Annotated in this window: 22 protein-coding genes; 8 read left to right on the plus strand and 14 right to left on the minus strand. The window is 73.7% G+C overall.

Features of this window, described 5'->3' with window-relative positions:
* Positions 1–33 precede the first annotated feature (33 nt).
* From MM438_RS10255 to malQ, 4 genes are all read right to left on the minus strand, one after another.
* Positions 34–2406, minus strand: a complete 2373-nt coding sequence (locus MM438_RS10255) for a GNAT family N-acetyltransferase (RefSeq protein ID WP_241452376.1) — start codon at positions 2404–2406, stop codon at positions 34–36.
* Complete coding sequence (locus MM438_RS10260) at positions 2403–3791, minus strand: lysine N(6)-hydroxylase/L-ornithine N(5)-oxygenase family protein (RefSeq protein ID WP_241452377.1); 1389 nt, start codon at positions 3789–3791, stop codon at positions 2403–2405. The genes MM438_RS10255 and MM438_RS10260 overlap by 4 nt, the downstream gene beginning before the upstream one ends.
* The gene (locus tag MM438_RS10265; protein ID WP_241452378.1) at positions 3788–5293 is read right to left on the minus strand and encodes a pyridoxal phosphate-dependent decarboxylase family protein; all 1506 of its coding nucleotides are present in this window, start codon (positions 5291–5293) and stop codon (positions 3788–3790) included. Before MM438_RS10265 ends, MM438_RS10260 begins: the two co-directional genes overlap by 4 nt.
* A 72-nt stretch (positions 5294–5365) precedes the next feature.
* Positions 5366–7582 carry a 4-alpha-glucanotransferase gene (gene malQ / locus MM438_RS10270; protein WP_407568155.1) on the minus strand — a complete coding sequence of 739 codons (2217 nt, stop codon included), beginning with the start codon at positions 7580–7582 and terminating at the stop codon, positions 5366–5368.
* 76 nt (positions 7583–7658) lie between these two features.
* Between malQ and MM438_RS10275 the strand changes: the two genes are divergently transcribed.
* The 4 genes from MM438_RS10275 (at position 7659) to MM438_RS10290 (ending at position 11622) form a co-directional block, all read left to right on the plus strand.
* Positions 7659–8768: a mechanosensitive ion channel family protein gene (locus tag MM438_RS10275; RefSeq protein ID WP_241452379.1), complete on the plus strand. Its 1110-nt coding sequence runs from the start codon at positions 7659–7661 to the stop codon at positions 8766–8768.
* Positions 8765–9292, plus strand: coding sequence for a globin (locus MM438_RS10280; RefSeq protein ID WP_338155537.1), 528 nt, complete (start codon positions 8765–8767; stop codon positions 9290–9292). The genes MM438_RS10275 and MM438_RS10280 overlap by 4 nt, the downstream gene beginning before the upstream one ends.
* A 105-nt stretch (positions 9293–9397) precedes the next feature.
* Positions 9398–10216, plus strand: coding sequence for a glycerophosphodiester phosphodiesterase family protein (locus tag MM438_RS10285; protein ID WP_241452380.1), 819 nt, complete (start codon positions 9398–9400; stop codon positions 10214–10216).
* Positions 10213–11622, plus strand: a complete 1410-nt coding sequence (locus MM438_RS10290; RefSeq protein WP_241452381.1) for an MFS transporter — start codon at positions 10213–10215, stop codon at positions 11620–11622. The genes MM438_RS10285 and MM438_RS10290 overlap by 4 nt, the downstream gene beginning before the upstream one ends.
* A gap of 243 nt (positions 11623–11865) precedes the next feature.
* On the opposite strand, the gene MM438_RS10295 is transcribed toward MM438_RS10290, so the two are convergent.
* The gene (locus MM438_RS10295; protein WP_241452382.1) at positions 11866–12576 is read right to left on the minus strand and encodes a DUF8185 domain-containing protein; all 711 of its coding nucleotides are present in this window, start codon (positions 12574–12576) and stop codon (positions 11866–11868) included.
* The gene (locus MM438_RS10300; RefSeq protein ID WP_241452383.1) at positions 12573–13028 is read right to left on the minus strand and encodes an acyl-CoA thioesterase; all 456 of its coding nucleotides are present in this window, start codon (positions 13026–13028) and stop codon (positions 12573–12575) included. The genes MM438_RS10295 and MM438_RS10300 overlap by 4 nt, the downstream gene beginning before the upstream one ends.
* A 61-nt stretch (positions 13029–13089) precedes the next feature.
* On the opposite strand from MM438_RS10300, the gene MM438_RS10305 reads away from it, so the two are divergent.
* The gene (locus tag MM438_RS10305; protein ID WP_241452384.1) at positions 13090–15255 is read left to right on the plus strand and encodes a RecQ family ATP-dependent DNA helicase; all 2166 of its coding nucleotides are present in this window, start codon (positions 13090–13092) and stop codon (positions 15253–15255) included.
* Between the two features lie 19 nt (positions 15256–15274).
* Here the strand turns inward: MM438_RS10305 and MM438_RS16940 are convergent, their stop codons facing one another.
* Positions 15275–15427 carry an AMIN-like domain-containing (lipo)protein gene (locus MM438_RS16940; protein WP_420914040.1) on the minus strand — a complete coding sequence of 51 codons (153 nt, stop codon included), beginning with the start codon at positions 15425–15427 and terminating at the stop codon, positions 15275–15277.
* A 135-nt stretch (positions 15428–15562) separates the two neighbouring features.
* On the opposite strand from MM438_RS16940, the gene MM438_RS10310 reads away from it, so the two are divergent.
* Positions 15563–16531 (plus strand): acyl-CoA thioesterase, encoded by a 969-nt coding sequence (locus tag MM438_RS10310; RefSeq protein WP_241452385.1) that lies wholly within the window; start codon positions 15563–15565, stop codon positions 16529–16531.
* A gap of 132 nt (positions 16532–16663) precedes the next feature.
* Here the strand turns inward: MM438_RS10310 and ettA are convergent, their stop codons facing one another.
* From ettA to MM438_RS10335, 5 genes are all read right to left on the minus strand, one after another.
* Positions 16664–18346 (minus strand): energy-dependent translational throttle protein EttA, encoded by a 1683-nt coding sequence (gene ettA, locus MM438_RS10315; RefSeq protein WP_241452386.1) that lies wholly within the window; start codon positions 18344–18346, stop codon positions 16664–16666.
* Between the two features lie 108 nt (positions 18347–18454).
* Entirely contained in the window at positions 18455–19111 is a 657-nt protein-coding gene (ssb, locus tag MM438_RS10320) for a single-stranded DNA-binding protein (protein ID WP_241452387.1), read from the minus strand.
* A gap of 155 nt (positions 19112–19266) precedes the next feature.
* Positions 19267–19467, minus strand: coding sequence for a hypothetical protein (locus tag MM438_RS10325; protein WP_241452389.1), 201 nt, complete (start codon positions 19465–19467; stop codon positions 19267–19269).
* Between the two features lie 137 nt (positions 19468–19604).
* Positions 19605–21284, minus strand: a complete 1680-nt coding sequence (locus tag MM438_RS10330; RefSeq protein WP_241452391.1) for a GTPase — start codon at positions 21282–21284, stop codon at positions 19605–19607.
* Positions 21281–23086: a dynamin family protein gene (locus tag MM438_RS10335; protein WP_338155538.1), complete on the minus strand. Its 1806-nt coding sequence runs from the start codon at positions 23084–23086 to the stop codon at positions 21281–21283. The genes MM438_RS10330 and MM438_RS10335 overlap by 4 nt, the downstream gene beginning before the upstream one ends.
* A gap of 207 nt (positions 23087–23293) precedes the next feature.
* Between MM438_RS10335 and MM438_RS10340 the strand changes: the two genes are divergently transcribed.
* Positions 23294–24217, plus strand: coding sequence for a DUF929 family protein (locus MM438_RS10340; RefSeq protein ID WP_241452393.1), 924 nt, complete (start codon positions 23294–23296; stop codon positions 24215–24217).
* Complete coding sequence (locus MM438_RS10345) at positions 24214–24843, plus strand: vitamin K epoxide reductase family protein (protein WP_241452395.1); 630 nt, start codon at positions 24214–24216, stop codon at positions 24841–24843. The genes MM438_RS10340 and MM438_RS10345 overlap by 4 nt, the downstream gene beginning before the upstream one ends.
* Before the next feature lie 29 nt (positions 24844–24872).
* Here MM438_RS10345 and MM438_RS10350 read toward each other — a convergent pair whose 3' ends face one another.
* Positions 24873–25259 (minus strand): hypothetical protein, encoded by a 387-nt coding sequence (locus MM438_RS10350; protein ID WP_241452397.1) that lies wholly within the window; start codon positions 25257–25259, stop codon positions 24873–24875.
* Positions 25260–25414: 155 nt separating this feature from the next.
* On the minus strand, positions 25415–25819 hold the full coding sequence (locus tag MM438_RS10355; protein WP_241452398.1) for a hypothetical protein: 405 nt from the start codon (positions 25817–25819) through the stop codon (positions 25415–25417).
* Positions 25820–25868: the final 49 nt, after the last annotated feature.

Raw genomic sequence — 25868 nt, forward strand, 5'->3', positions numbered from 1 at the left:
GGCGGATCCGACCACCGCCGGCTCGTCCTGCCGTCAGCGTCGGCGGGCGTCCGAGGCAGGGTTCGTCAGGCGTCCGGCATACATCAGGGACCCCGACTGGTCGGCGAGGTCCACCATCTGCAGGGTGTTGCGCAGCTGCAGCCGGTTGAGGCAGGAGTGGGCGAAGTCCTCGGCGAAGAGGTCGACCCGCCGGTGCAGCTGCGGGTGGTCACGCCGGTGCCGGTCCAGGCAGGCGTGCACCAGGCCCCAGAGGTCGTCGGCCGGGAGCACCCCGTCGACGTGCAGGATCTCGGCGACGTGACGCAGGACCCCGTCATACACGTCGGTGAAGATCGCGAGCGCCGCCTCCTGGGCGGGCACCACGGAGCGGATCCGCTCGACCCCGGGCGGGAGGGGCCGGTCGGTCAGCACCGCGCACTCCTCGCCGATGTCCTTCATCACCACCCGCGCCACCACGTGGTCGCGCACCACGAGGATCACGTTCTCGCCGTGGGGCATGAACGCCAGGTCGTGCGCCAGCAGGCAGTGGGCGACCGGGCGCAGGTAGGCGTCCAGCCACCGGGACACCCAGTCGGCCGGGGGCAGCCCGGAGGCCCTGATCATCGCCGTCACGAGCGCCTCGCCCTGCCCGTCCCGGTGCAGCAGCGAGGCCATCGTCCGCAGCGACTCGCCCCGAGCCCGGTCGGCGAGGCCCTCGGGGCTCTGTCGCCACAGCGCGGCGACCATCTTCTGCTGAGGCGGGGCGGGCGACACCGCTGCGCGATGGTAGGCGTCGCCGGTGTAGCCCACCGTGGCGACCTCGCGCAGCACCGTGAACCCGCGATCGGTCAGCTCCGCGTCGTCGGCCACCTCCCCGGCGACCCAGTCGTTGATCAGGGGCGTGGCCTGCATGTAGGCCGGGGACAGACCCCGCAGGAAGCCCATGTTCTGGATCGCGAGGGCTGTCTTGACGTAGCGCCGTTGCGGGTGCTCGACGTCGAGGAAGGTCCGGATCGACTGCTGGGCGCGATAGCGGTCGCCGGGCCCGAGGTGGACCAGGTCACCGCGAGCCACGTCCGGGGCGAAGGTGATCTGGTGCTTGTGCTGCCACTGCCAGGGGTGCACGGGCAGGTAGAGGTAGTCCTGCGGGCGGTGTCCCAGGGCGGCCAGCCGCGCGTCGAACCACGCCCGCCGCGGGCCCAGCTCGCTGCGCCAGAGCTCGTCCTCGTCCAGGTCCTGGGCCAGGGCGAGGTGGGCGAGCGAGCGCCGCACGGCGAGCCACTCCAGGGTGACGTCGGCGCCCGCCTCCGGGGCGAAGCGCTCGTGGTCGTCGAGGCTGAACCCGAGGCGGCCGTTGTTGGCGAGGAAGCACGGGTGCCCCTCGGTCATGGCGGCCTCGACGGTGGCGAGGTCCGCGTGGAGCAGCTCCTGGCTGGTCCGCCGGTGGTGCGTGGACTTCCAGGCGTGACCGGCGAGGGTGGCGGCGATCTCCTCCAGGTAGGTCCCGAGGAGCTGGTCCGGCAGGCCGATCTGCTCCTTCAGCTCGGTGATCAGGTCCTGGGCGTCCAACGGTGCCGGGGCACCACCCACGTGTCGGGCCAGGCTGTCCTCCTGCACCACCGGGTGCTCGAGAGGCAGGACCGTCCCCGTCCAGGTGTATGTCGTCAGCGGCTCGTGGCGGGTCGTGAGCCGCCACGAGCCCGGCTGCTCCCCCGGCTCGGGGGCGACCAGCCGCTCGTGGCTCAGCTCGCGGATCGCCTTGGCGCACAGGTGCCTCTGGGCCTGGTCCATGGCCGCCGGGGTGAGGTGGGCGGGCACCGGGGCGAGGGTGGCCCGCCCGATCTCGCTGCCCGCGAAGTCCGCCGGCGTGACCACGCTGAGCAGTCCCGTCTTGTCGGGCAGCGGCACCGGCTCGAGGACGGTGAACCCGGCCCGGGCGTTGAGCGCGTGGATCGCGGTGTTCCGCTCGTCGGGCTCGACGACGACCCGGCGGGGCGCATGGGCCCCGGGGCGGTGCTGGGCGAGCCGGACGGCCACGCCCAGCAGCGCCGCGGTGAGCCCCGGGGTGCGCTCGCCCGCTGCGGGTGGGGCGACGAGCAGGTGCATCCCCACGTCGCCGGGCTCCAGGAGGGGGTGGCCCGCGAGGGAGCTGTGCTGCGGGTCGTAGGTCTCGACCAGCGCGGTCGGTCGACCGGCGTGCAGCACGACGAAGGCGTCGTGGTGGGGGTCGGCCGCGATGGCGGCGTAGGCGGCGGTCACCTCGTCCTCGGCGGCGGCGCCCATGCCCCAGAACACCGATCGTGGGTGGGTCACCCAGGCGTGCAGCAGGGGGGTCCACGCGGTGACGGACGCCGGGAGGAGTCGATGGGCGTCCATGGGCCCCACCGGGGTCGTCAGGGCCGTCGGGTCGAGCGTCGCCGTGCTCATGACGCCGCCTGCGGGCCGAAGGTCTGGAAGGCGATCCGGTCCTCCACCGGGTACACCTCCCTGCCGGTCACCTGGTTGATGATCTGGGCGCTGCGCCAGGGGCCCATCCCCAGGTCCGGCGCCGAGAGACCGTGGGTGTGCTCCTCGGCGTTCTGCACCAGGACCAGGCCCGCGTCGTCGACGGTGAAGTCCCGGGCCACGTCGAGCCGCCCGCGGTCGTCCAGGCGCAGGTGCGCGGCCAGGCCGTCGAGGAAGGAGGGCCGCCGCGGGGCGTAACCCGTGGCGAGCACCACGTGGTCGGTCTCCGACTCGAAACCCTGACCCGTCTCGGTGTGCCGCCAGGTGAGCCTCAGCCGACCGGACACCTCCGTCACCGACTCCAGCGAGGAGGCGGGACGCACCAGGGTGGGCACGGACGCTGGCAGGGTGGCGTCGTGCTCCCGGGCGAGCTCCAGCTCGACCCGGCGCTGGTAGAGCAGGTCGAAGATCTCGTCGACCGCGCGGGAGCTGATGCCCTTGTAGAGGAGTCGGTTCTGCCCGCACAGGCGGTCCCGCTCGGCCCCCGGCAGGCCGTGGAAGTAGGCGGTGTAGTCCGGGGAGGTCAGCTCCAGCGTGAGCTTGGCGTACTCCATCGGCGCGAACCGCGGGGACCGGGTGAGCCAGTCGAGGCGCTGGGACGCCAGATCCAGCCCGCCGAGCAGGTCGCGGTAGATCTCCGCGGCGCTCTGCCCGGAGCCGACGATCGTGACGGCCGACGCGCAGCGCAGGGCCTCGCGGTGGCTGAGGTAGTCGGCGGAGTGCAGCACCCGGCCCGGCAGCTGGGACAGGGCCCCGGCGAGGCCCGGCGGCACGACCGGCTCGGTGCCCACACCCACGACGAGGTGCCGGCCGCGCACCACGACCTGCTCGCCGTCCGTGCGTCGGGCGACGATCTCGTGGACCGCGTCGGCGCCCTCCCCGCGCCGGGTCACGGAGACCACCTCGTGGCCGAACCTCAGGCCCGGCAGCCGGGCCGCCACCCACCGGCAGTAGGCGTCGTACTCTGCGCGCAGCGGGACGAAGGTCTCCCGGATGTAGAAGGGATAGAGCCGCCCCACCGCCTTGAGGTGGTTGAGGAAGGACCAGCGGGAGGTCGGGTCCGCGAGCGTGACCAGGTCGGCCAGGAAGGGGACCTGCAAGGTGGTGCCCTCGATCATCAGCCCGGGGTGCCACCGGAACTCCTCGGCCCGCTCGAGCACGACGACGTCGAGGCCGTCGACGGGCTCGGCCAGGGCCGCCAGTCCCAGGTTGAAGGGCCCGAGGCCGATCGCCACGACGTCGTGGACGACGGGATCGGTGGTGGGAGCGGGTGTCGTGACGGGCTGGGCGCTCGTGTGACGAGTCATGCGGGGACCTCCTCGCGGACGGCGGGACGGCAGCCCTGCTCCACCAGGACCTGCTCGTGGGCCCTGCGGGCTGCCCGGCTGACGTCGTCCAGCACCGCGGCCAGGTCGTCGTCGGTGGCCGTCGGGTTGAGCAGCGTCAGCTTGAGGTAGGCCCGGCCGTCCAGCGTGGTGCCCGCCACGATCGAGTGGCCCTCGTCCAGCAGCAACCGACGGGTGCTCCGGGTCACCTCGTCCGCCAGCTGCGGGTCCTCCAGGAACCTCGCCCGGTCGCCGGGGTCGGGCGGCAGGGCCCGCAGCACCACCGTGGACAGGGTGGGTCGGGAGTACAGCTCGAGGTCCTCGGCCGCCTCGATCCGGTCGGCGACCCGGTACGCGAGGTCGATCACGTCGTCGATCATCCGACCGACCGCATCGGCCCCGACCGCCCGCAGGGTGAGCCACACCTTGAGGGCGTCGAACCGGCGCGTCGTCTGCATCGATCGGTCCACGAGGTTGGGCAGCCCGGACCCGGCCGGGTTGAGGTAGTCCGCGTGGTGGGTGACGTGGCCGAGGGTCACGGGCCGCGCCACGAGCAGGGCGCTCGCCCCGATCGGGACGAAGAAGGTCTTGTGGAAGTCGACGGTGACGGAGTCGGCCAGGTCCACCCCGTCGAGCAGACCGCGATGACGTGTGGACGTGATCAGGCCCCCGCCATACGCCGCGTCGACGTGCAGCCAGGCCCCGGTCCGGGCGCACACCTCGCCGATCGGGCGCAACGGGTCGACGATCCCGAGGTCGGTGGTGCCGGCCGTGGCCACCACGGCCATGACCTCGCGCCCGGACCACCGCGTGTGCTCGATGGTGCGCGCCAGCCCTTCCGGTGACATCCGGCCGTCCGCGTCGAGCGGGACCGGGACCACCGCGTCGTGCGCCAGCCCGAGAGCCCGACAGGCCTTGGCGATGCTGAAGTGACCGTGCTCGTTGACCAGGACCGACAGCTGCTCGAGCCGGGCTCCGGTGGCGCGGGCCTCGCTGCGGGCCAGCAGGAGGGCCTGGAGGTTGGAGGTCGTCCCGCCGGGGGTGAAGACTCCGGAGCCGCCGGTCAGACCGAGACGCGAGCAGGTCCAGTCGACGACGGCCTGCTCGATGTGGGTGGCCCCGCCCGACTGGTCCCACGTGTCCATGCTCGAGTTGAGGGTGGCGGCCACGAGCTCCGCGGCCAGTCCGGCGATGGTGACCGGACAGTTCAGGTGGGCGGCGTAGCGGGGATGGTGGAAGTGCATCGCCGAGTCGAGGTAGGCCGGGCCCAGCTCGTCGAGCGCCGCGTCCAGGCTCACGGCCGGGGCGTCGAGATCGACGTCGGCCACGGCGCGCCTGGTGCCCTCGACGCAGGGCCCGGCGGAGGGGTGGGGCACGGAGCGCAGGTGACGGCCGAGCCGCCCGACAGTGTCGTGCAGGGCCGCCTCGTAGGCCTCGACGGTCCGCGGAACCAGCAGTGCAGAAGCAGGATTGGCAGAAGTCACGAGACCGGACGATAGCGGAGTTAGGTAAGGCTTACCTAACTAAAAGTCGTCGAGCGTTGCGGGCGACCTGGGTCAGGTGAGGGTGCGCGCCAGGCGACGGGGCCACTCGGACCGCATCAGGTCCTCCAGCAGCATCGGTCGGCCGTCTGGGCCCGCGAGCGGCATCCGCCAGTTCGGGTACTCCTCGTCGGTGCCCGGCTGGTTGATGATCCGCGTGTCCTGGGCCAGGTCGCTCACCGAGATCCCGCGCAGCAGCGCCGGGGTCCACGACAGCAGCTTGTGCAGCGCAGCCACCGTCTCCTCGTCGGAGGCGCCGTCGCGCAGCAGGCCGCGCGAGCGCAGCAGGGCGAGCACGTCCTCCTGGTCACGCTCCTCGGCGGCACGCTCCTCCTCGGCGGACCGGGTGAGCAGGCCGAGCTCCTCGCGCAGGTCGATGTGGACCTTCTTGAGGTAGCCCGCGGTGGGAGGCAGGTCGTGGGTGGTCACCGTGGCCAGGCACAGGCGACGGTAGGTCTCGGGCTGGAAGGGCGCCCCGCCACCGGCGTAGTCCCGCTCGAACCACAGGATCGAGGTGCCCAGGACCCCGCGCTCGGCGAGGTACTCGCGCACCCACGGCTCCACGGTCCCCAGGTCCTCACCCACGACCAGGGCGCCCGCCCGGTGCGCCTCCAGCGCGAGGATGCCGACGAGCGCGTCGTGGTCGTAACGCACGTAGGTGCCCTCGAAGGGCTTGCAGCCCTGCGGGATCCACCACAGGCGGAAGAGCCCGATGACGTGGTCAACGCGCAGCCCGCCGGCCGAGCGCAGCACCGTGCGCAGCATGTCGCGGTAGGGCGCGTAACCCAGCTCGGCGAGCCGGTCGGGGCGCCACGGCGGCTGGGACCAGTCCTGGCCGAGCTGGTTGTACTGGTCTGCGGGAGCCCCCACGGTGACGCCGCGGGCGAGGGCGTCGCGCAGCGCCCAGGCGTCCGCGCCGCTCGGGTGGACCCCCACCGCCAGGTCGTGGACCAGCCCGACGCGCATCCCGGCGTCGAGGGCGGCCCGCTGCGCGGCGGCGAGCTGCTCCTCGACGATCCACTGCAGCCAGGAGTAGAACCGCACCTCGTCGGCGAGCTCCTCGCGGGCGGCGGCCACGGCCGGGGACGAGGAGTCGTCGAGCTCCTCGGGCCAGCCACCGGCGTCCTCGCCATACCGGGCGGACAGGGCGCACCAGGTGGCGAAGTCGACCAGCCCCTGGCCCTCCCGCTCGCAGTAGGCCTGGAAGGCCCGCTCACGCCGGGGCGAGCGCTCCTGCAGGTGCACGAGCCGCAGCGCCGCCTCCTTCAGCCGCCAGGAGGCGTCCCGGTCGACGACGTCGGCATCGTTGAGGCGGATGGCGTCGTCGGCCTGCCACTGCAGGAGCGAGCGCTGCTGCGCGGTGAGGTAGGCCGTCTCGGGGATGTCCTCGACCCGGATGTAGAGCGGCGACACGAAGCGTCGCGTGGTCGGCAGGTAGGGCGAGGGCTCGACGGGCGGGGCCGCCTCGGCCGCGTGCAGCGGGTTGACGAGCACGAAGTCGCAGCCCAGGTCCTCGCCGGCCCAGGAGGCCAGCTCGGCCAGGTCGGCCGCGTCGCCCATCCCCCAGGAACGCGACGAGCGCGTGGCATAGAGCTGGGTCATCACCCCGGCGGCGGGACGCGACACCAGCGAGGGGTCGACCAGCAGACGGTCCGGGGTGACCACCAGGGGGCAGGTGGCCGCCTCACCGGCGTCACCCACCGTCGCGCGGATCTCGTGCCAGCCCAGCGGAAGTCGCTCGGGCAGGCGGAAGGTCGCCTCCCCCACCTGCGCACCGTCCACGTGACGGGGGTCGACCCACCTGTCGAGCTGCTCCAGGTCCTGGGTGGTGCCGTCCTCGAGGTGCGCCGCGACGGTGACCGAGGTGCCGTGCGGCACGTGGACCGCGAGCTCGCGGGACTCGCCCGTGCGCATCACCACGACGGGCGGCAGGACGCGCCGCCACTCCCGGTCGCGCACCTGCTCCAGCGCCGCGCGCACGGCGACCGGGTCGCCTGCCTCGACGTCGAGGGCGGCCAGCACCGCGACGATCGTGCGGGCGGGGACCACCGTGTGCTCGCCCTGCCAGCCCCAGTACTCGGTCGCCACGCCATGAGCCCGGGCCAGCTCGAGCAGCTCCCCGGACGGCGGCTCGCCGTCCTGCGAGGGGTCCTGGACGGGGGCGTCCGCGGGGGCCCGGAGGGGGGAGACGGTGGGGTCGTCGGCAGGCGGCGTCACGGCGGCGTCGGTCACGGCAGCAGTCTGTCACGGAGCACCGGCGCTGCGGCGCTGACAGCCCGCCCCAAGGTGGAGCGACCATGATGGAGCCATGCGCGTCGCCGTACCCCTGCCCTCCCTGCCCCGTCCGGCAGGTCTGTCCCCCGCCGACGTCCACGCCGTGGCCCCCGCGCCACTCCCCCGCGAGAGCCCCCGCCTGTCAGCGACCTTCGACCCCCTGGCGATCTCCTGGGACCGCGCCCTCGCCTGGGCCCAGGGGGCCCCGCTGCGCGTCGTGATGATCGTCCTGGGCGCCATCGCGACCCGGTGGCTGGTCCACCGTGCCATCAACGGCTTCGTGCACGGGCTCCTGCTCAGCTCGCGGGCCGCCGAGGAGCGGGCCGCGGGAACCCAGCGGGTGCAGACCTCCGAGCTGCCGATCCTGTCCCGCCAGATGCGGCGGGCGTCCAAGATCTTCGGCGACCCGGCCTTCATCAGCGCCACCCGCCAGGAGCAGCGGGTGCGCACCCTCGGCGCGGTGCTGCGGTCGGTGACCACGGTGGTCGTGGCCTTCGTCGCCGCCCTGATGATCGGCGAGGCGCTCGGCTTCAACATGGCCCCGCTGCTCGCCTCGGCGTCCGTGGGTGGTGTGGCGCTCGGCTTCGGCGCGCAGAGCCTGGTCAAGGACTACCTGTCCGGGATGTTCATGATCGTCGAGGACCAGTACGGCGTGGGCGACGTCGTCGACACCGGCGAGGTGATCGGCACGGTCGAGAACGTCTCCTTGCGCCTGACCACCATCCGGGACTTCAACGGCGTCATCTGGTACATCCGCAACGGCGAGATCCTGCGCGTCGCCAACCGCTCCCAGGGCTGGTCCACCGCCCTGGTGGACATCCCCGTGCCGGTCACGGAGCCGATGGAGCGGGTCCTGCCGATCATCTCCCGGGCCGTGCGCGGCATGGACACCGATCCCGAGCTGGACGGCAAGATCACCGAGGAGCCCGAGGTCGGCGGGGTCGAGTCCATCAGCGCCGGCGTCGCGACCGTCCGCATCATCGTCAAGTGCGCCCCCAACGAGTCCATCGTGGTCGCCCGCCAGGTGCGCTCCCGCGTGATGGCGACCCTGAGCGCCGAGGGCATCTCGCTGCCGACCGTGCCCGTCGTCCCGAGCTTCGGCCCGGGCGTCCTGCCGTATGCCGGGTCGGAGACCCCCAAGTGACGCCCGCCGACGCGCCCCAGCCCCCTGCCCCGCAGCCTGACCCCGCCCGGCCCGACGCCGACGCCGACGCCGCTCAGCCCGGCCCGGCCCGGCCGGAGCCCAGCCAGCCCCACCGGCTCCCGCAGCCCGGCCCCCGCCGCGGGGACGCGACCACCTTCTACGACGCCATGGGCGGGGCCGCGGCCTTCGAGCAGCTCACCCGCGAGTTCTACCTGCGGGTGGCGCAGGACCCCGAGCTGCGCGCCCTGTATCCCGAGGAGGACCTCGGCCCGGCCGAGCGGCGCCTGCGGATGTTCCTGGAGCAGTACTGGGGCGGCCCGACGACCTACTCCCAGGAGCGCGGCCACCCGCGGCTGCGGATGCGGCACGTGGGCTTCGCCGTGACCCCTCGGATGCGGGACCACTGGCTGCAGCACATGATGGCGGCCGCCGACACCCTGCACCTGGACCCGCCGCTGGACGAGGCGCTGCGGCACTACCTCACCAACGCCGCGAACTTCCTGGTCAACAGCCCCGACGCCTGACGCACGGGAGCGCCCGGCCGGGCGCGGGCCGTCAGCCCCCGTCCAGGCTGTCCTCTCCCGCGGAAGCGCCTCCGCGGGTGCCGCCAGGTGCGAGGATGTCCGTTCGTGAGGGCTTCGGACTTCCCGTACTTCGACTCCCCCGCGCCGATCGCGCTCGCGCACCGGGGCGGCGCCCGCTATGCCCCCAACGTGGGGCGGGAGAACACCTTGGCGGCCTTCCGGACGGCCTACGACCTGGGCTATCGCTATCTGGAGACCGATGTCCACGCCACCGTCGACGGGCACCTCGTGGCGCTCCACGACACCCGGCTGGACCGGGTGAGCGACCGCTCCGGCGCCATCGCCGACCTCACCTGGGAGCAGGTGCGCCGGGCGCGGGTGGGCGGCGAGCCGGTCCCGCTGCTGTCCGACCTGCTGGAGGCCCTTCCGGACGCCCGGTTCAACATCGACCTCAAGTCCCCCGGCGCGGTCGTCCCGGCGGCCCAGGCGATCCTGGCCGCCGGCGCCCTGGACCGGGTCTGCCTCGGGTCCTTCTCGCAGCGCCGCCTCAGCCACGCCCGCGAGCTGCTCGGCCCGCGCGTCGCCACGGCCGCGGGCGGGCCCGGTGTCGCGACCTTGCGGTTCCTGCCCCGGCTGGTGAGCCAGTGGCTGCGCACCCCGGCGCCGGTGCTGCAGATCCCTCGACGCCACACCCTCGCCGGGCGCGAGATCGAGCTCGTCACACCGGACTTCGTGGCCGCCGTGCACCGACGCGGCAAGCAGGTCCACGTCTGGACCATCGACGACCCCGCCGAGATGCACGAGCTGCTCGACCTCGGGGTCGACGGCCTGGTGAGCGACGCCATCGACGTGCTGCGCGCCGTGCTCGCCGAGCGGGGCCAGTGGCACGAGCCGGACGAGACGACCGCTAGCGTGGATCGGTGAGCACCCACCCCCGGACCGACGCAAGCCCTCACGACGACCCGACCCCAGGACCGCTGGCGCCGACATACCGGCTGGTCACCCTGATCATGCTCGCCCAGGTGACGCTGGTGGCCTTCGAGTCGATGGCGGTCACGACCGCGATGCCCGCCGTGGCGCGCGAGCTGGACGCGGTGCGGTCCTACGGCCTGGTGTTCTCGCTGTTCCTGTCCGCGCAGCTGCTCGGGACCGTGCTCGCGGGCACCTGGTGCGACCTGCGCGGACCCCTGCCGGTCACCCTCGTCGGGCAGGCCGGGCTGGCGCTCGGGTCGGCGCTGGCGGGCGTGTCCACGAGCTTCCCGATGCTGCTGGCCGGGCGCGTCGTGGCCGGCTTCGGAGGCGGGCTGCTCGTCGTCGCGCTGTATGTCGTGATCGGGCGCGCCTATCCGGAGTCCTTGCGGCCCCAGGTCTTCGGCTGGGTCAGCGCCGCCTGGGTGCTGCCGTCGATCATCGGCCCGCTGCTGGCCGCCTGGCTGACCGAGTCGCTGTCCTGGCGCTGGGTCTTCCTGGTGTGCGTGCCGCCCGTGCTGGTCACCGCCGCCCTGACCTGGGCACGCCGCCGGGTGGTCGCCCCGCCCGGGCACGTGGGCTCCGGGCGCGACCGCGCCGAGCACCGCCGCAGCGCCGTCGCCGGGATGCTCGTGGCCCTGGGAGCCGGGGCGCTGCAGTGGGGCTCGCAGCACGTCGAGCCGCTGGAGGCCCTGCCGCTGGCCGTCGGGGCGCTCGGGCTGCTGGTCGTCGCGGGCTTCGCGCCGCGCCTGGTGCCGCCCGGCACGCTGCGGCTCGCGCGCGGGCTGCCATCGGTGACGATGGCGAGGTTCCTGCTGACCGCGGGGTTCAACGGGGCGATCACCTTCGTGCCGCTCATGCTCGTCGCCGAGCGTGGCGCCTCGGCCACGACGGCCGGCGTGATGATGACGCTCGGCTCGCTCGGGTGGTCGCTGGGGGCGGCGCTGCAGGGGCGGGAGGGTTTCGTGCGCGACCGCTATCGGCTGCTCGGGCTGGGCGGGATCGCCCTGGCCGCCGGGCTCGTCGGGCTCGCACTGGTCGCCGGGCTCGGCCTGACGCCGTGGCTCGTGCCCGTCGCGGTCACCGGGATGGGGCTCGGGATGGGGCTCGCCATGTCCACGATCTCCGTGCTCGGGCTCGACCTGACCCCGGTGGCCGACCACGGCCAGACCTCCGCGTCGCTGCAGCTCGCCGACACCCTCGGGTCCGCGCTCGGGGTGGCCGTCACCGGGGCGGTGTTCGCCGGGCTGCACCGCGGGGCCGGGCTCGACGCCCGAGCCTACGTGGCGCTCTGGTCGGTGTGCGCGGCGTCCGGGCTGCTGGTGGTGGCGGCGGGCCGACGTGCCCGCCCGGCGGCCTGACCGCGCCCGCCGCCGACCCGGCATACCCCCGCCGCCGCGCGCCCGGCCCCACCTCGCCGTCCCCCACCGTGCACCCCGGGCCAGGCTGGCCCCGTGGCACGTTCGAAGAAGGCCCATGACGTACTCTTCGGGGCCAGCCTGGCCCCGAAGGCCCGGGCGCGGGTGGGGCGCGAGGGCCCGGGCGCGGGTGGAGCGGGCGCAGGTGGATCGGGTGGCCCGTGAGGCGGTGCGGACGTAGGCCGGTCAGCGGGTGAGCACGTGCCCGACGGGCGTGGACAGCCGCAACCACGGCCCGCTGCGATAGACCACGGCCGGCGCCGCACCCACGAAGCCCAGCACGTGAGCCGCGAAAGCCACCCCCGACGGCAGGTCCGCCACGGTGGCGGCGACAGCCGGACAGGACGACGGGCCGCCTGCCGGCGCCTGGCCGGACGGCGAGGAAGCCGCGACGGCGGCGGTCGGCACGGGGCGCGCCCACACCCGCCGACGCAGCTCGGCCACGGCCAGCGCCGCGGCGGAAGACCCCGTGGCCGAGGCGATCTCGGCGATCCCGGCCTCGGCTGCGCGGGTCAGGTCGGAGCCGGGCACCTCCCCCACGAGCTCCCACCCGGACCGCGGAGGCGCCTGTCCTGCCCACGGCGCGGCCACCTGGGTCGGTGGCACCGACAGGGTGGTCCCCGCCTCCCGGGCGAACCGGTCGAGCAGCCCGGCCACCGGCACGGTCACGTCCAGGTCCGCCGGCTGCGCCAGACGACAGGTGCGCAGGCCCAGCACCAGCCCCTGGGACAGGAGCCCGCTCCCCGGCAGCACGGGGGCATAGGCCGCCAGCACGGTCCCGACCACCTGCAGCCGGATCGCCGCCGAGCGGTCGAGGGACGCCGCACGCCCGGCATAGGTGCGCAGGTCGGACGCCGTCTGCTCGTCGGCCAGGTGCAGCTCGACGCCCTCGGTCATCGCCGCCGCCGCAGGGCCACCGGGTCGCCGAGCAGCTGGTCCAGGACGGCGCGCTCGCGGTCGTCGATGCGTCGCGGCTGCCCGTCCGCGAAGTCGAAGCCGACCATCGTCGAGGTCGCGACGGCATAGGTCCGCTCCCCCACGCGCTCGGGGTCGCGAATGACGTAGTCGAGGTCGTAGGACGCTCCGCCGATGCGGCTGACCCACATGTCCACGACGACCGGGGCGTGGCGGTACTCCAGGGGCAGGTGGTACTCGATCTCGCTGCGGGCCACCAGGACTCCGCGCCCGAGCACCGGGTCGTGCTCGCCGAACCACGCGTGGAAGCCCTCGACGCGCGCCTCTTCGAGCAGGCGGAGGTACTGCACGTTGTTGACGTGACCGTAGGCGTCCATGTCGCTCCAGCGGAGCGGGATCTCGACGGAGTACGGGCGTGGGGCGTGGGCAGGCATGGCATCCATCATCACGCATGGTGCCGGGTGTATGTCGGTGCGCGGTCCTAGGGTGGGCGCCATGACGGACGACGAGGGTGTGGTCGGGGTGGCCCGTGGCGGCAGCGGGGTCGCGGAGGCGGTCGACCCGCAGCTGCACGAGCAGGCGGTGGCGGCGCTGCGGCGGCTCGTCGGGCGGCCCGACGTGGACTTCCGCGACGGTCAGCTGGAGGCGGTGGCGGCGCTGGTCTCGGCGCGGCAGCGGGTGCTCGTGGTGCAGCGGACGGGCTGGGGCAAGTCGGCGGTCTACTTCGTGGCGACGGCGCTGCGGCGGGCGGCGGGGGCCGGGCCGACGATCATCGTGTCGCCGCTGCTGGCGCTGATGCGCGACCAGATCGCGGCGGCCGGGCGCGCGGGCGTCCGTGCGGTGTCGATGAACTCGGCCAACCCCGAGGCCTGGGGCGAGGTGGCAGCGGCGCTCGCGGCGGACGAGGTGGACGTGCTCCTGGTCAGCCCGGAGCGCCTCAACAACCCGCGCTTCCGCGACGAGCAGCTGCCCGGGCTCGCGGCGCGCTGCGGGCTGCTCGTGGTCGACGAGGCCCACTGCGTCAGCGACTGGGGGCACGACTTCCGGCCGGACTACCGCCGGATCCGGGACCTGCTCGGCGAGCTGCCCGCCGACGTCCCGGTGCTCGCGACCACCGCGACGGCCAACGCCCGGGTGGTCGACGACGTCGCCGAGCAGCTCGAGACCGGTGGCCACGAGGTCCTCACGGTGCGGGGCTCCCTGGCTCGCGACTCGCTGCGGCTGGGGGTGCTGCGGCTGCGCTCCGCGGAGCAGCAGCTCGGTTGGCTCACCGCGCACCTGGCCTCGCTGCCGGGCAGCGGGATCATCTACTCCCTCACCGTCTCCGGGGCCGAGGACGTCGCCGAGGCGCTGCGCCAGGCCGGGCACGAGGTGCGGGCCTACACCGGGCGCACCGACCCCGCCGACCGCGAGCAGCTGGAGGCCATGCTGCGGGACAACCAGGTCAAGGCCCTGGTGGCGACCAGCGCGCTGGGGATGGGCTTCGACAAGCCCGACCTGGGGTTCGTGGTGCACCTGGGGTCGCCGAGCTCACCGGTCGCGTACTACCAGCAGGTCGGTCGTGCCGGCCGTGGCGTCGGCCGCGCCGACGTGCTGCTGCTGCCGTCGCCCGCCGACCGGGACATCTGGTCCTACTTCGCGTCCGCGTCCATGCCGCGTCCCGAGCAGGCCGAGGCGGTGATCGCGGCCCTCGGCGCATCGGGCAGGCCGTTGTCCACGGCCGCCCTGGAGACCATCGTCGACGTCCGCCGCACCCGGCTCGAGCTGCTGCTCAAGGTCCTCGACGTCGACGGCGCCGTCCGTCGCGTGCAGGGCGGCTGGACGGGCACGGGCCGACCCTGGGTGTATGACGCCGAGCGCTACGCCCGCGTCGCGCAGGCCCGGGACCGCGAGGCCGAGCTGATGCTCACCTATCAGCGCGGCGAGGAGTGCCGGATGGCCTTCCTGCAGCGGGTCCTCGACGACCCCAGCGCCGAGCCGTGCGGCCGGTGCGACGTGTGCGCCGGGCCGTGGTTCCCCGCCGACGTGCCCGAGGGTGCGGTGGTCGAGGCACGCACCCGGCTCGACAAGCCCGGGGTGCTCCTCGAGCCGCGCGCCCAGTGGCCGACCGGGATGCCACGTCTCGGGGTGGAGGTCAAGGGCAAGATCGCCGCGGCCGAGCAGGCCGACCCGGGGCGCGCGCTCGCCCGCCTCACCGACCTCGGCTGGGGCCAGCGGGTCCGCGCGCTGGTGTCGGGCCCGGACGCGCCGGTCGACGAGGCGCTGCTGCGGGCCTGCGTGCCGGTGCTGCGCGACTGGGGCTGGGACGAGCGGCCGTTCGCGGTGACCTGGGTGCCGTCGCGGACCCGGCCGCAGCTGGTGGAGTCGCTCGCGCGGGGGCTCGCCTCGATGGGCCGGATGGTCGACCTCGGGCCGCTCGAGCTCGTCGACGGCGGACCGACCGGCGAGCGCGGCGGCAACAGCGCCTTCCGGCTGGCCGGGGTCTGGGACCGGGTGGCCGTCCCGCCGATCGTCCGGGACAACCTCGAGCTCAGCCCCGGTGCCGTCCTGCTCGTGGACGACCTGGTCGACTCCCGCTGGACCATGACCGTGGCGGCCCGGGCGCTGCGGCGGGCCGGGGCGACGCGAGTGCTCCCCTTCGCGCTGGCCGTGGCCGGCTGACCGACCGTCACGCGACAGGTCACCAGCGGTGGGCGACGTCCACCACGACGCGCTGGTGCGAGCCCGGGCCCTTGAGCACGAAGAGGCGGTAGGGCAGCCGGGCGCGGGTCACGACGGCGACGGCCTCGTGGCCCTGGGCGGTGATGCGGGTGCGAGACCTGGATTCCCCCAGGTGACGGCGTCGTCAACCCGGGACGGTCGTCCGGATGAGGCTCACGCTGGAGCCGCCCCTGACGCGGGGCAGGCAACACCTGAGCACCAGGTGGGAGAGATCAGCCGGACGGGCCAGGGAGGCTACCCTGGCGCCGTGACCTCCCCCACCCACGACCCTTTCCACGAGCTCCTCCAGCTGCTGGACCTGCGACACCTCGGCACCGCGCGCACGACGATCTCGCCGCGCTCGGACGCCGGACCGGAGTCCTTCCTCACCGAGCAGATCCTCGGCGATCCCGACCGCGAGATCTTCGAGGGGCAGAGCCAGTGGCAGCCGCACGGGCGCGTCTTCGGCGGGCAGGTGCTCGCCCAGACCATCATTGCCGCGGGACGCACCATCGAGACGGCGGCCGGCGAGCCCGCCCGGCCCATCCACTCGCTGCACGCCTACTTCGTGCGCCCCGGGTCGGTGGACAAGCCGATCCGCTTCTCCGTCGAGCGAGTTCGCGACGGGCGGTCCTTCTCGACCCGGCGGGTGCACGCCCTGCAGGACGGGCACGCGATCCTCGCCATGACCGCGTCCTTCCAGGAGCCGGCGGGCGGCATGGACCACCAGGACCCGATGCCCCCGGTGCCGACGCCGGAGGAGCTCCCGAGCGTCGAGGAGAAGTACGGCGCCGTCGACCACCCGGCCGCCCGCCATCTCGCCTACGGCCGGCCCATCGACCTGCGCCACGTGGACGGCGACCTGTGGTCGGTGCCCGCCACCGAGCAGGTCGCCCACCAGGAGCTGTGGCTGCGGGCGATCGGCACGCTGCCGGACGACCCGCTGGTGCACGCGGCGGTGATGGCCTACGCCAGCGACTATGCCCTGCTCGAGCCGGTGATCCGCCGTCATGGCGTGGCCTGGGTCGACCGGCGGCTGCGGGCGGCGAGCCTGGACCACGCCATGTGGTTCCACCGGCCCGCGCGCGTCGACGAGTGGATGCTCTACACGCAGTACTCCCCCAGCGCCCAGGGCGGCCGGGGGCTCGGCATGGGGCGCATGTTCACGCGCGACGGTGTGCTCGCCGCCTCGGTGGCCCAGGAGGGCATGCTGCGCCTCAAGGAGTCCGGCGCCTGATCCCCCTGCACGGCACACCAGGCCGCGCGGCACATCAGCTCGTATGCCGCTGCCGGAGCCGGCAGGACCTGACGCGACGCGAGCGGCCCCGCGCCCGGGAAGGGGTGCGGGGCCGCTCGCGTGGGGACTGCCTCAGTCGCGGGTCAGCTTGCGGTAGGTCACCCGGTGCGGGCGGGCGGCGTCCTCGCCGAGACGCTCGATCTTGTTCTTCTCGTACGACTCGAAGTTGCCCTCGAACCAGTACCAGCGCGAGGGGTCCTCCTCGGTGCCCTCGTAGGCCAGGATGTGCGTCGCGACGCGGTCGAGGAACCACCGGTCGTGGCTGATGACCACGGCGCAGCCGGGAAACTCGAGCAGCGCGTTCTCCAGGGAGCCGAGGGTCTCGACGTCCAGGTCGTTGGTGGGCTCGTCGAGGAGCAGCAGGTTGCCGCCCTGCTTGAGGGTGAGCGCCAGGTTGAGGCGGTTGCGCTCGCCACCGGACAGGATGCCGGCCTTCTTCTGCTGGTCGGGCCCCTTGAAGCCGAACTGCGAGACGTAGGCGCGGGAGGGGATCTCGACCTTGCCGACCTGGATGAAGTCGAGCCCGTCGGACACGACCTCCCAGAGGTTCTTGTTGGGGTCGATGCCGCCGCGGTTCTGGTCGACGTAGGAGATGTCGACGGTCTCCCCGACGCGCACGTCACCGGCGTCCGGCTGCTCCAGACCCACGATGGTCTTGAACAGCGTGGTCTTGCCGACGCCGTTGGGGCCGATGACGCCGACGATGCCGTTGCGCGGCAGCGAGAACGACAGCCCGTCGATGAGGACGCGGTCGCCGAAGCCCTTCTTGAGCTCCTTGACCTCGATCACCGTGCTGCCCAGACGCGGGCCCGGCGGGATGGTGATCTCCTCGAAGTCGAGCTTGCGGGTGCGCTCGGCCTCCGCGGCCATCTCCTCGTAGCGGGCCAGTCGCGCCTTGGACTTGGCCTGCCGCCCCTTGGCGTTGGAGCGGACCCACTCCAGCTCGTCCTTGAGGCGCTTCTGGAGCTTCTGGTCCTTCTTGCCCTGCACCTCGAGGCGCTCGGCCTTCTTCTGCAGGTAGGTCGAGTAGTTGCCCTCGTAGGGGTAGAGGCGACCGCGGTCGACCTCGCAGATCCACTCGGCGACGTTGTCCAGGAAGTACCGGTCGTGGGTGACGGCCAGGACGGCGCCGGGGTAGCTCGCGAGGTGCTGCTCGAGCCACAGCACCGACTCGGCGTCGAGGTGGTTGGTGGGCTCGTCGAGAAGCAGCAGGTCGGGCTTGCTCAGCAGCAGCTTGCACAGCGCGACGCGGCGACGCTCACCACCGGACAGGACGGTGACGTCGGCGTCCGGCGGGGGGCAGCGCAGGGCGTCCATCGCCTGCTCCAGCTGGGAGTCGAGGTCCCACGCGTCGGCGTGGTCGATCTCCTCCTGGAGCTTGCCCATCTCCTCCATGAGCGCGTCGAAGTCGGCGCCCTCCTCGGCCATCTCGACCGAGATCTGGTTGAACCGGTCGACCTTGGCCTTGATCTCGCCGAGGCCCTCCTCGACGTTGCCGAGGACGGTCTTCTCCTCGTTGAGCGGGGGCTCCTGCATGAGGATCCCGACGGAGTAGCCCGGCGAGAGCCGCGCCTCACCGTTGGACGGCTGGTCCAGCCCCGCCATGATCTTCAGGATCGTCGACTTGCCGGCGCCGTTGGGGCCGACGACGCCGATCTTCGCCCCGGGGAAGAAGGACATGGTCACGTCGTCGAGGATGACCTTGTCACCGACCGCCTTGCGGGCCTTGGTCATGGTGTAGATGAACTCCGCCATGCAGGTCAGGCTATCGGTCCGCGCGCACCTCACCCAATCCGCGACCTGGCGGGGCGTCGCCGGTCGGCGCCGCCCCGCCAGGGGCCGCTCCCGCGCCGCCACGCCCGGTCACACCAGGGCGGGTTCGCGGTCCGCGGCGTCCTCCGTCGCGCCCTCGTCCTCGCCCGCCGGCGTGAACCCCGCCAGCGCCAGCTCCTCGTCGGTCAGGGTGTCCAGGTCGTCCCGCTCCGCCGTGGCGCCCGGCTCGGCGTCGGGCACCTCGCCGGTCTGCTCGTCGTGCGCCGGGACGAGGGGGCCGATGCTCCCGCCATACCCCTGCGTCGCCGGACGCCCCGGGGAGGTCTCGCCGTCGTCGCCCTGGCGCAGCCGCTGGAGCTCGGCGTCGTCCATCCGGTCGGCCACCGACGACCACACGCCGCGGGTGAGGCGGCCGTGGGCGAAGGTCAGCTCGGCGCCGATCGCGTGGGCGTCGATCTCGACGCTGGTGCCGCGGCGCTCCTCGGTCTCCCAGGTGGCGATGCGCAGCCGTCCGGTGACGACGACGCGGCTGCCGGACCCGAGGCTGCCCATGACGTTCTGCGCGAGGGTGCGGAAGCAGGTGACCCGGACGATGTTGGTGTGGCCGTCGCCCCACACGCCGTTGCGGTCGCGGCGGCGCTCGGTGCACGCCAGGCGGAACGACGCGAACTGGTCACCGGTCTTGGTGATCCGCAGCTCGGGGTCGGCGAGCAGGTTTCCGGTGACGGTCACGATGGACTCGTGCATGACTCTCTCCAGGTGTGAGGGTGGATACCCCGCGGTGGGGTCGTCCGCCCAGCCTCACCGCCCCGCGACACCGGGCGCAGAGCTCTCCTGTCCCCTGTGGACGCCGCACGGAATGCCGCACTGACCCCTCCCTCTTGTGGACGACCCGACCGGCCTCAGCCCCGTCGGCCGCGGCGACGCCGGAGCCACACGTCGACGAGCCACTGGATGACGCCCAGGCCCACCGTCATCACCGCGGCATGGACCACGGCCTCCGACCACGTGGCGCCCATCAGGAATCTCTTCGACACCAGCCACAGGACCCACACCAGCACGGCCCACACCGACCACGCGCACCCGGTGCGTCTGTCCGCCATGCCACCACCCTCTCGATCAGCCCGGTTCCCCTCCCCCGCACCGACGCTCCGCCTCGCCACGGGTCGGTCCGTATGCCGCCGCGAGGGGCCGCCCGGGCGCCGCGGCACCCGCACGTCCCCTCGCGGAGAGGGCAGCCTCACCGCCGCGCGGCCCGGTCGAGCAGCTCGCGGGTGCGGGCGTGGCGCTCGAGCACGGCGCGCACCGGGTCGACGAGGCGCTCCTGGGCGACGTCGTAGATCGCGGCGTCGAAGCGTCGCCCGATGCCCTCGCGGCGCCGCTTGGCCCCGGACGCGGCGATCGCGCGGCTCAGTGCGGCGAGGAGCAGCCCGAGCAGGAGCCCGGCGACGAGCATGATCAGCGGGTAGGGCAGGATCCCGAGGCGCGGCGGCTCGGGCACGGGCAGCTGGGCCCAGCCGAGACCGCCGAGGACCAGCAGCCAGCCCAGGCCGACGACCGCGCAGACGGCGAAGAGCCACTGCAGCGCGTTGGCGACGCCCCACCACATCGGGCGTCGGGCCCGCAGGGGCACGTTGAGCACGGTCTGGTCCAGCGAGTCGACCAGGTCGGAGTCGCCGGGGGCGGCGGCGCGGTGGACCGCGTCGGACCACCGCGCCGGCAGTCCCTCGCAGGAGGCGTCGGCGAGCTGGCGGGTGGCGAGGTCCACGGCCGAGCGGGCGGCGGGGGTCGGCGGCGGCAGGGACGAGCGCCCGATGGTGCGGCGGACGTCGGTGGCCTGGATGCCGAGGGAGTTGTCCTCCTTGAGCCGCAGGCGCTTCAACGGGTCGGGGCGCAGCGCGTGCCCCCAGCGGGTGAAGGGCCAGCCGGTCGTCTGGGCGGCCTCGCGGCGGTAGTCGCGCTCCACGGCCTCCAGCACGACGGGCACGCCGGCGGCGCGGCCGAGCGCGCTCACCAGGTCCTGGCTCGGCCCCTCGGGGACCTCCGGCTCGCCCGACCCCACGTCCTCGCGCAGCAGCTCGGCGGCCGCCCGCAGGTCACCGGTGAGACGGCGCTCGGCGGCGGTGCGGGAGGAGACGGCCTCGGCGAGCCGCTGCTGCAGCAGGTCGTGACCCAGGCCCGTCTGCGCGGAGGCGGCGATGACCTCGGCGTCGGGCAACCCGTCGTCGGCGAGCAGCCGGCGCAGGTCGCCGACGCACTGCTCGCGCCCGGCCTCGCCGAGCCGATCCGCGTGGTTGAGCACGACCAACGTGACGGCGTCGTGCTCGCTGAGCACCCGGATGTAGTCGTCGTGCAGGCGCGCGTCGGCATACTTCTGCGGATCGGTGACCCACACGAAGACGTCGACGAGCCGCAGCACCCGGTCCGCCTCGTCCCGGTGGGCCTGGGTGCGCGAGTCGAAGTCGGGCAGGTCGAGGAGCACCAGCCCGTCCAGGTCGGCGGCCCGCCCGTGGGTCGGGTCCGTCGCCACGCGGTGCCGCGCCCCGACGCCGAGCCAGTCGAGCAACGGCGTGGCCGGGTCGTCGCCCCAGATCGCGGCGCTCGCGGTGGAGGTGGTGGGCCGGCGGGCTCCGACGCGGGAGACGTCGGCGCCGACGACGGCGTTGAAGGTCGAGGACTTGCCCGAGCCCGTCGCGCCGGCCAGGGCCACCACGGTGTGGCGCCCCACGAGGGCGGTGCGCTCCCGGGTCACGTTGATCGAGCGGCGGGCGAGGGCCACGCCCTGCTCGCCGAGCTCGTCGCCACCGGTCTGCAGCGCCTCCGCGAGCACCTGGGAGCGCTCGACCGCGGGCATGGTCCCGGCGTCGTCCTTGCGGTCCCGGCCGCGACCGTCGCGACCGTCGCGGTGCAGGAAGCTCATCGGGCCGACCTCACGTGCACGGCGGCCTGGGCCAGCTCGGCCGCCTGGCTGCTGCTCACGGCCACCTCGTCCACGGCTGACACGTAGCGCGCCTCCTCGTCGTCGTACAGCTCCTGCACCCGCTCCATCAGGTTGCGGCGGGCCTTGCGGGCGAGGTCGCGCACGGCCTGGTCGCCGAACACCGCCTCGAGGATGCGCTGGGCCAGGATCGCCGAGCCCGCCGCGATGCCTCCCTCGGCGCCGGTGAGCCCACCGGTCTGGGTGAACACCACGAGCATCAGGACCACGGACAGCGCGTTGACGCCGTAGGCCATGACCCGCGCGGTGGTCCGCCGGTCCTGGCCCTCGCTGCGGATCAGGTCGAGCAGGTCGGACTGCCAGTCCCGGATCATCCGGTCCACCCGGTCGGGCAGCTCGGCCGAGGAGGTGCCCAGGCCCGTGTGCCGGGCGAGCAGGCCCTCACCGCCGGGGGTGTTGCGCCACTGGCGACGCACGTCGGACGCGGCCCGGTCGGCCTGGGAGAGCACGAGGGAGGCGACGCCGGACTGCAGCACCTCGCCGAGCTGCTCGGTCGGCTGGGGCGTGCCCTTGATGGCCGCGGTGAGGCGGTCGCGCAGCCGGCCGATGCCCGACTCGATCGTGCGCAGGAACTCCCCGGTGCCCACGAACTCCTGCCAGCGGGCGAGCACCTCGCCGCGCAGCAGGGTGCCGTCGCTGACGCCGACCTCGACGCCCTCGAGGGCATCGGCATACGCCGTCGTGGCCTCCCGGCGCAGGTCGTCCGCGGCGCCGCGCTGGTCGTCGCTGGCGTCCACCAGCGTGGTCACCCGCTCGCTCAGCGAGTCCAGGGCGCCGGACAGGGTGCGACGCACGACGGTCTGGCGGGCGACGGCGTCCTGGGCGAGCGTGGTCAGCCAGCGGCGCAGCGGCTCCACCTCGGACTCGGGCAGCAGACCCGCCTCGGTGAGCTCGGTCTCGCGGACCGGGAAGATCGGCGCGCCCGCCAGGTCCTGCTCGGCGAGCATCCGGGTCAGGTCGTCGCGGATCTCCACGAGCGCCTCGTCGGGAACGCGGTCCAGGACGATGGCGACGGACGTGCCGCGCTCCCCCGCCTGACGCAGCAGCTCCCAGGGCACGGCGTCGGCGTAGCGCGCCGCGGTGGTGACGAAGAGCCACAGGTCGGCGGCGTTGAGCAGCTGACGGGACAGCTCCCGGTTGGCGGCGACGACCGAGTCGATGTCCGGCGCGTCGAGCAGGGCGAGGCCCGCGGGCAGCGTCTCGGAGGTGACCAGGCGCACGGAGCTCATGTCGTCGTCGGGGGTGCCCTGGCTGTCGCTGCGCCCGGTGAGCCGGCCGAACCGCGGGAGCACCTTGCCGGTGAACCACTCCTGGTCCTCGGCGTGGTGCACCAGGACGGGAGCGCGGGTCGTCGGCCGCAGCACGCCGGAGCGAGTCACGGACTCGCGGACGACGGAGTTGACGAGGGTGGACTTGCCCGAGCCGGTCGAGCCGCCGACCACCACGAGCAGCGGCGCGTCCAGCGCGGCGAGCCGGGGAAGGATGTAGTCGTCGAGCTGGGTCACCAGGCTGGTGCGCCCCGCCCGCGCCTGCTCGGCGGAGGCCAGGTCGATGGGAAACTGCGCCCGCTCGGCCACGGTCCGCAGCTGCGCCACGGCGTCGGCGAGCCGATCCCCTCGGGCCTGCGCCACCGCCTCGGCTTCCTGCCTGTTGTCCATCTGCACCTCGGTCTCGGCGATCGGCGAGCCGTCGTACGGGCCCGTCGACCGCTCACGGATGGTCACGACTGCCAGGCAGTCGCACCGGGGGTCGCTCGGGGGTCATTGTGTCAGGAATCCCCCGGCCCGCCCGGGATTGGTGAGCGAGCTGCCTCCCTCATTTCCCAAGGGTGCGTCGCTAGACTCCCCAGGACGGTCCAGCGTCGATCACGTAGCGTGCTCGCCGACGAGAACTGCTGGCCCCGCCGAACCACCCCACCACCAGGAGAGACCGTGGCCGCGAAGAGGAACCTGCAGAAGGAAGCCGCCCGGCAGCGTGCCGCCGCCCTGCGCGACCAGCAGGAGGCCGCCGACCGCAAGCAGCGCCTGCAGATCGCCGCCGTCACCTCCGCCGTGGTGCTGCTCGTCATCGCCGGCGTCGTCTGGTCGGCCCTGGCGAGCAGGAACAAGCCGGTCGAGGTCGCCAAGGGCACCCAGATGCTCTCCGCCGACTCGCTCAAGGCGATCAACTCGGTCCCGGCCTCGGCGTACGAGGCCGCCGGGGTCACCGACCTGCAGGCCGCCCCCAAGCGGGTCAAGGGCGCCCCCGCCTCCGTGCAGGGCGGCAAGCCGCGCATCATCTACGTCGGCGCGGAGTACTGCCCCTTCTGCGCCGGCCTGCGCTGGTCGGTCGCCACCGCGATGGCGCGCTTCGGGCAGTGGCAGGCCCTGGCCGAAAGCGCCTCCGTGCAGGAGCCGGGCCTCGCACCGATCTCGACGGTGTCGTTCAGCCAGCAGCACCACGGCGCGTCCTACCAGAGCTCGCTGCTCAGCTTCACGGGCTACGAGACCTCCACCAACCAGGTCAAGAACGGCACCCGGGTCAAGCTCGACGACCTCTCGGGCGAGGACAAGGCCTTCTTCGAGAAGTACGACGCGAAGCCCTACACCGAGTCCGAGGGCGCCATCCCCTTCCTGTCGATCGGTGGCACGGTGCTGCAGCACGGCGGCCTCGGCGACCTCAAGGCCTTCGAGGGCAAGACGACCGCACAGATCGCCGCGTCGCTCAAGGACCCCAAGGACCCCACGGCCAAGGCCGTGCTCACCGGCGCCAACGTGATCACGGCGGCCATCTGCGAGACCACCGGCAACAAGCCCGCCGATGTCTGCTCGTCCGCCGCGGTCAAGGCCGCCGCCGCGAAGATCCAGAACCCATGACACGCACCACGCGCAAGGGTGGGCAGCCCGTCGGGGACCGGCACGCGGCCCGGGCGGCCCGGGCGGCCTCGGCCCGGACGTCTCCCGGCAGGGGCACGTCCACCGGGGCCACCTCGACAGCAGCGACCCCGGTGCGCGCCGCCTCCGCGTCCGGCGCTGCCTCGTCCTCCGCGCCGGTGCGGGTCCGGGACCGTGGGCTGCCCCGCTGGCTCGTTCCCCTCTCGCTCGCCCTGGCGGTGATCGGGCTGCTCGCCTCGCTCTACCTCACCTACGAGCACCTCACCGCCGGCGCGACGCTCGCCTGCCCCGAGGGTCAGGTCGTCAACTGTGCCAAGGTGACCGGGTCGACGTACTCCTCGCTCCTGGGGATCCCGGTCGTCTATCCCGGGCTCGCGTTCTTCGTGGCGCTCGTCGCGCTCTGCCTGCCCGCGCCGTGGCGGCGGGCGGCGCTGGACCTGCCCCGGGTCGCGCTGGCCGCGGCGGGCGTGGCGATGGTCGCCTATCTCGTGTGGGCGGAGGTGCAGCTCGGCGCGATCTGCCTGTGGTGCACCGTGGTGCACGTGGTGACGCTGGCGCTCTTCTTCGCCCTCGTCTTCGGCAAGGCGCTCACCCCCTCCCGGCGCTGACGCGGATCGGGCCGTATGCCGGCGGGCAGTCAGGGCTGCCGGTGATGGCCACCAGCTCGGCTGGGTCGTTCGAGGAGCGCCCGTGGCGAAGGCAGGCGAGGCCGCCCGGCCCGACGATCCCTCAGGATGGCCACGCAGGCCAGGAGGTCTCCCTGGATGCCCACGGTCACGCCATCCACGGTGAGGGGCGCCCAGATCTCGGGCGTCAGGCGCGGATCCTCGATGATCAGCACCTCTCGTGCTGCACGGACGACGTAGGTGGTGGGCCCCTCGTCCCGCACCACCTCCAGCAGGCGTCGCTCCCCCTCCCCCGCCCCGGGCGAGAGCGCGCGCACGTCCTCCCCTCGGGGGACGGCGCCGAGATAGCCGCTCATCCCGTACACGAGGTTCCGGTCCGAGTAGGTCGAGAGACTCACGTAGCCGACGACGGGGAACTCGCGAGACGGGTGGAGCAGTGCACCCGTCTCGGTCGTGTGGATTCCCCTCTCGCGTCGCGAGTAGCGACAGAAGGCGCGGGGGACCAGGACCCCACGCGGCGCGAGGAGCGTGACGGCGAGCCGGCGTCCGTCGATCAGCATGGTGGCCGGGGACCGACCTGGTCCTGCGGGTCCGAGGGTGATGGTCGGTCCGGCGACGGCCGCTGCCGCGAGAGGCGCAGGGCGCTGAGGCCGAGCCCTGCGAGACCGCCGACCATGACCCCGACGTGCCGTCCCTCGACGGTGACGTGCGACGAGAGCAGGGAGGCGATGGTGCCGAGGACGCGCCTCTTGGCGAACCCGACGAACAGCGTTGTCGCCGACCGCATGTCGCGGGGAACGAGAGAGCACGTCACGGCCACGAGACCGGCCTGGGGGAGGAAGCCGGCCCGCATCCAGACGACCGGACCGTCCACGACGACGAAGCCGGACGGCATCGCGATCCCGAGGAGGGCGGCGACGGCTCCCGGACGGCAGCGAAGACGTGGGCCGAGCGTCATCCCGCCATCCTTCACCATGCCTCTCCCGGCACAGGGAGCACCGCACACC

Origin of the sequence: Arsenicicoccus dermatophilus, assembly GCF_022568795.1 — a bacterium.
GTDB lineage: Bacteria > Actinomycetota > Actinomycetes > Actinomycetales > Dermatophilaceae > Arsenicicoccus > Arsenicicoccus dermatophilus.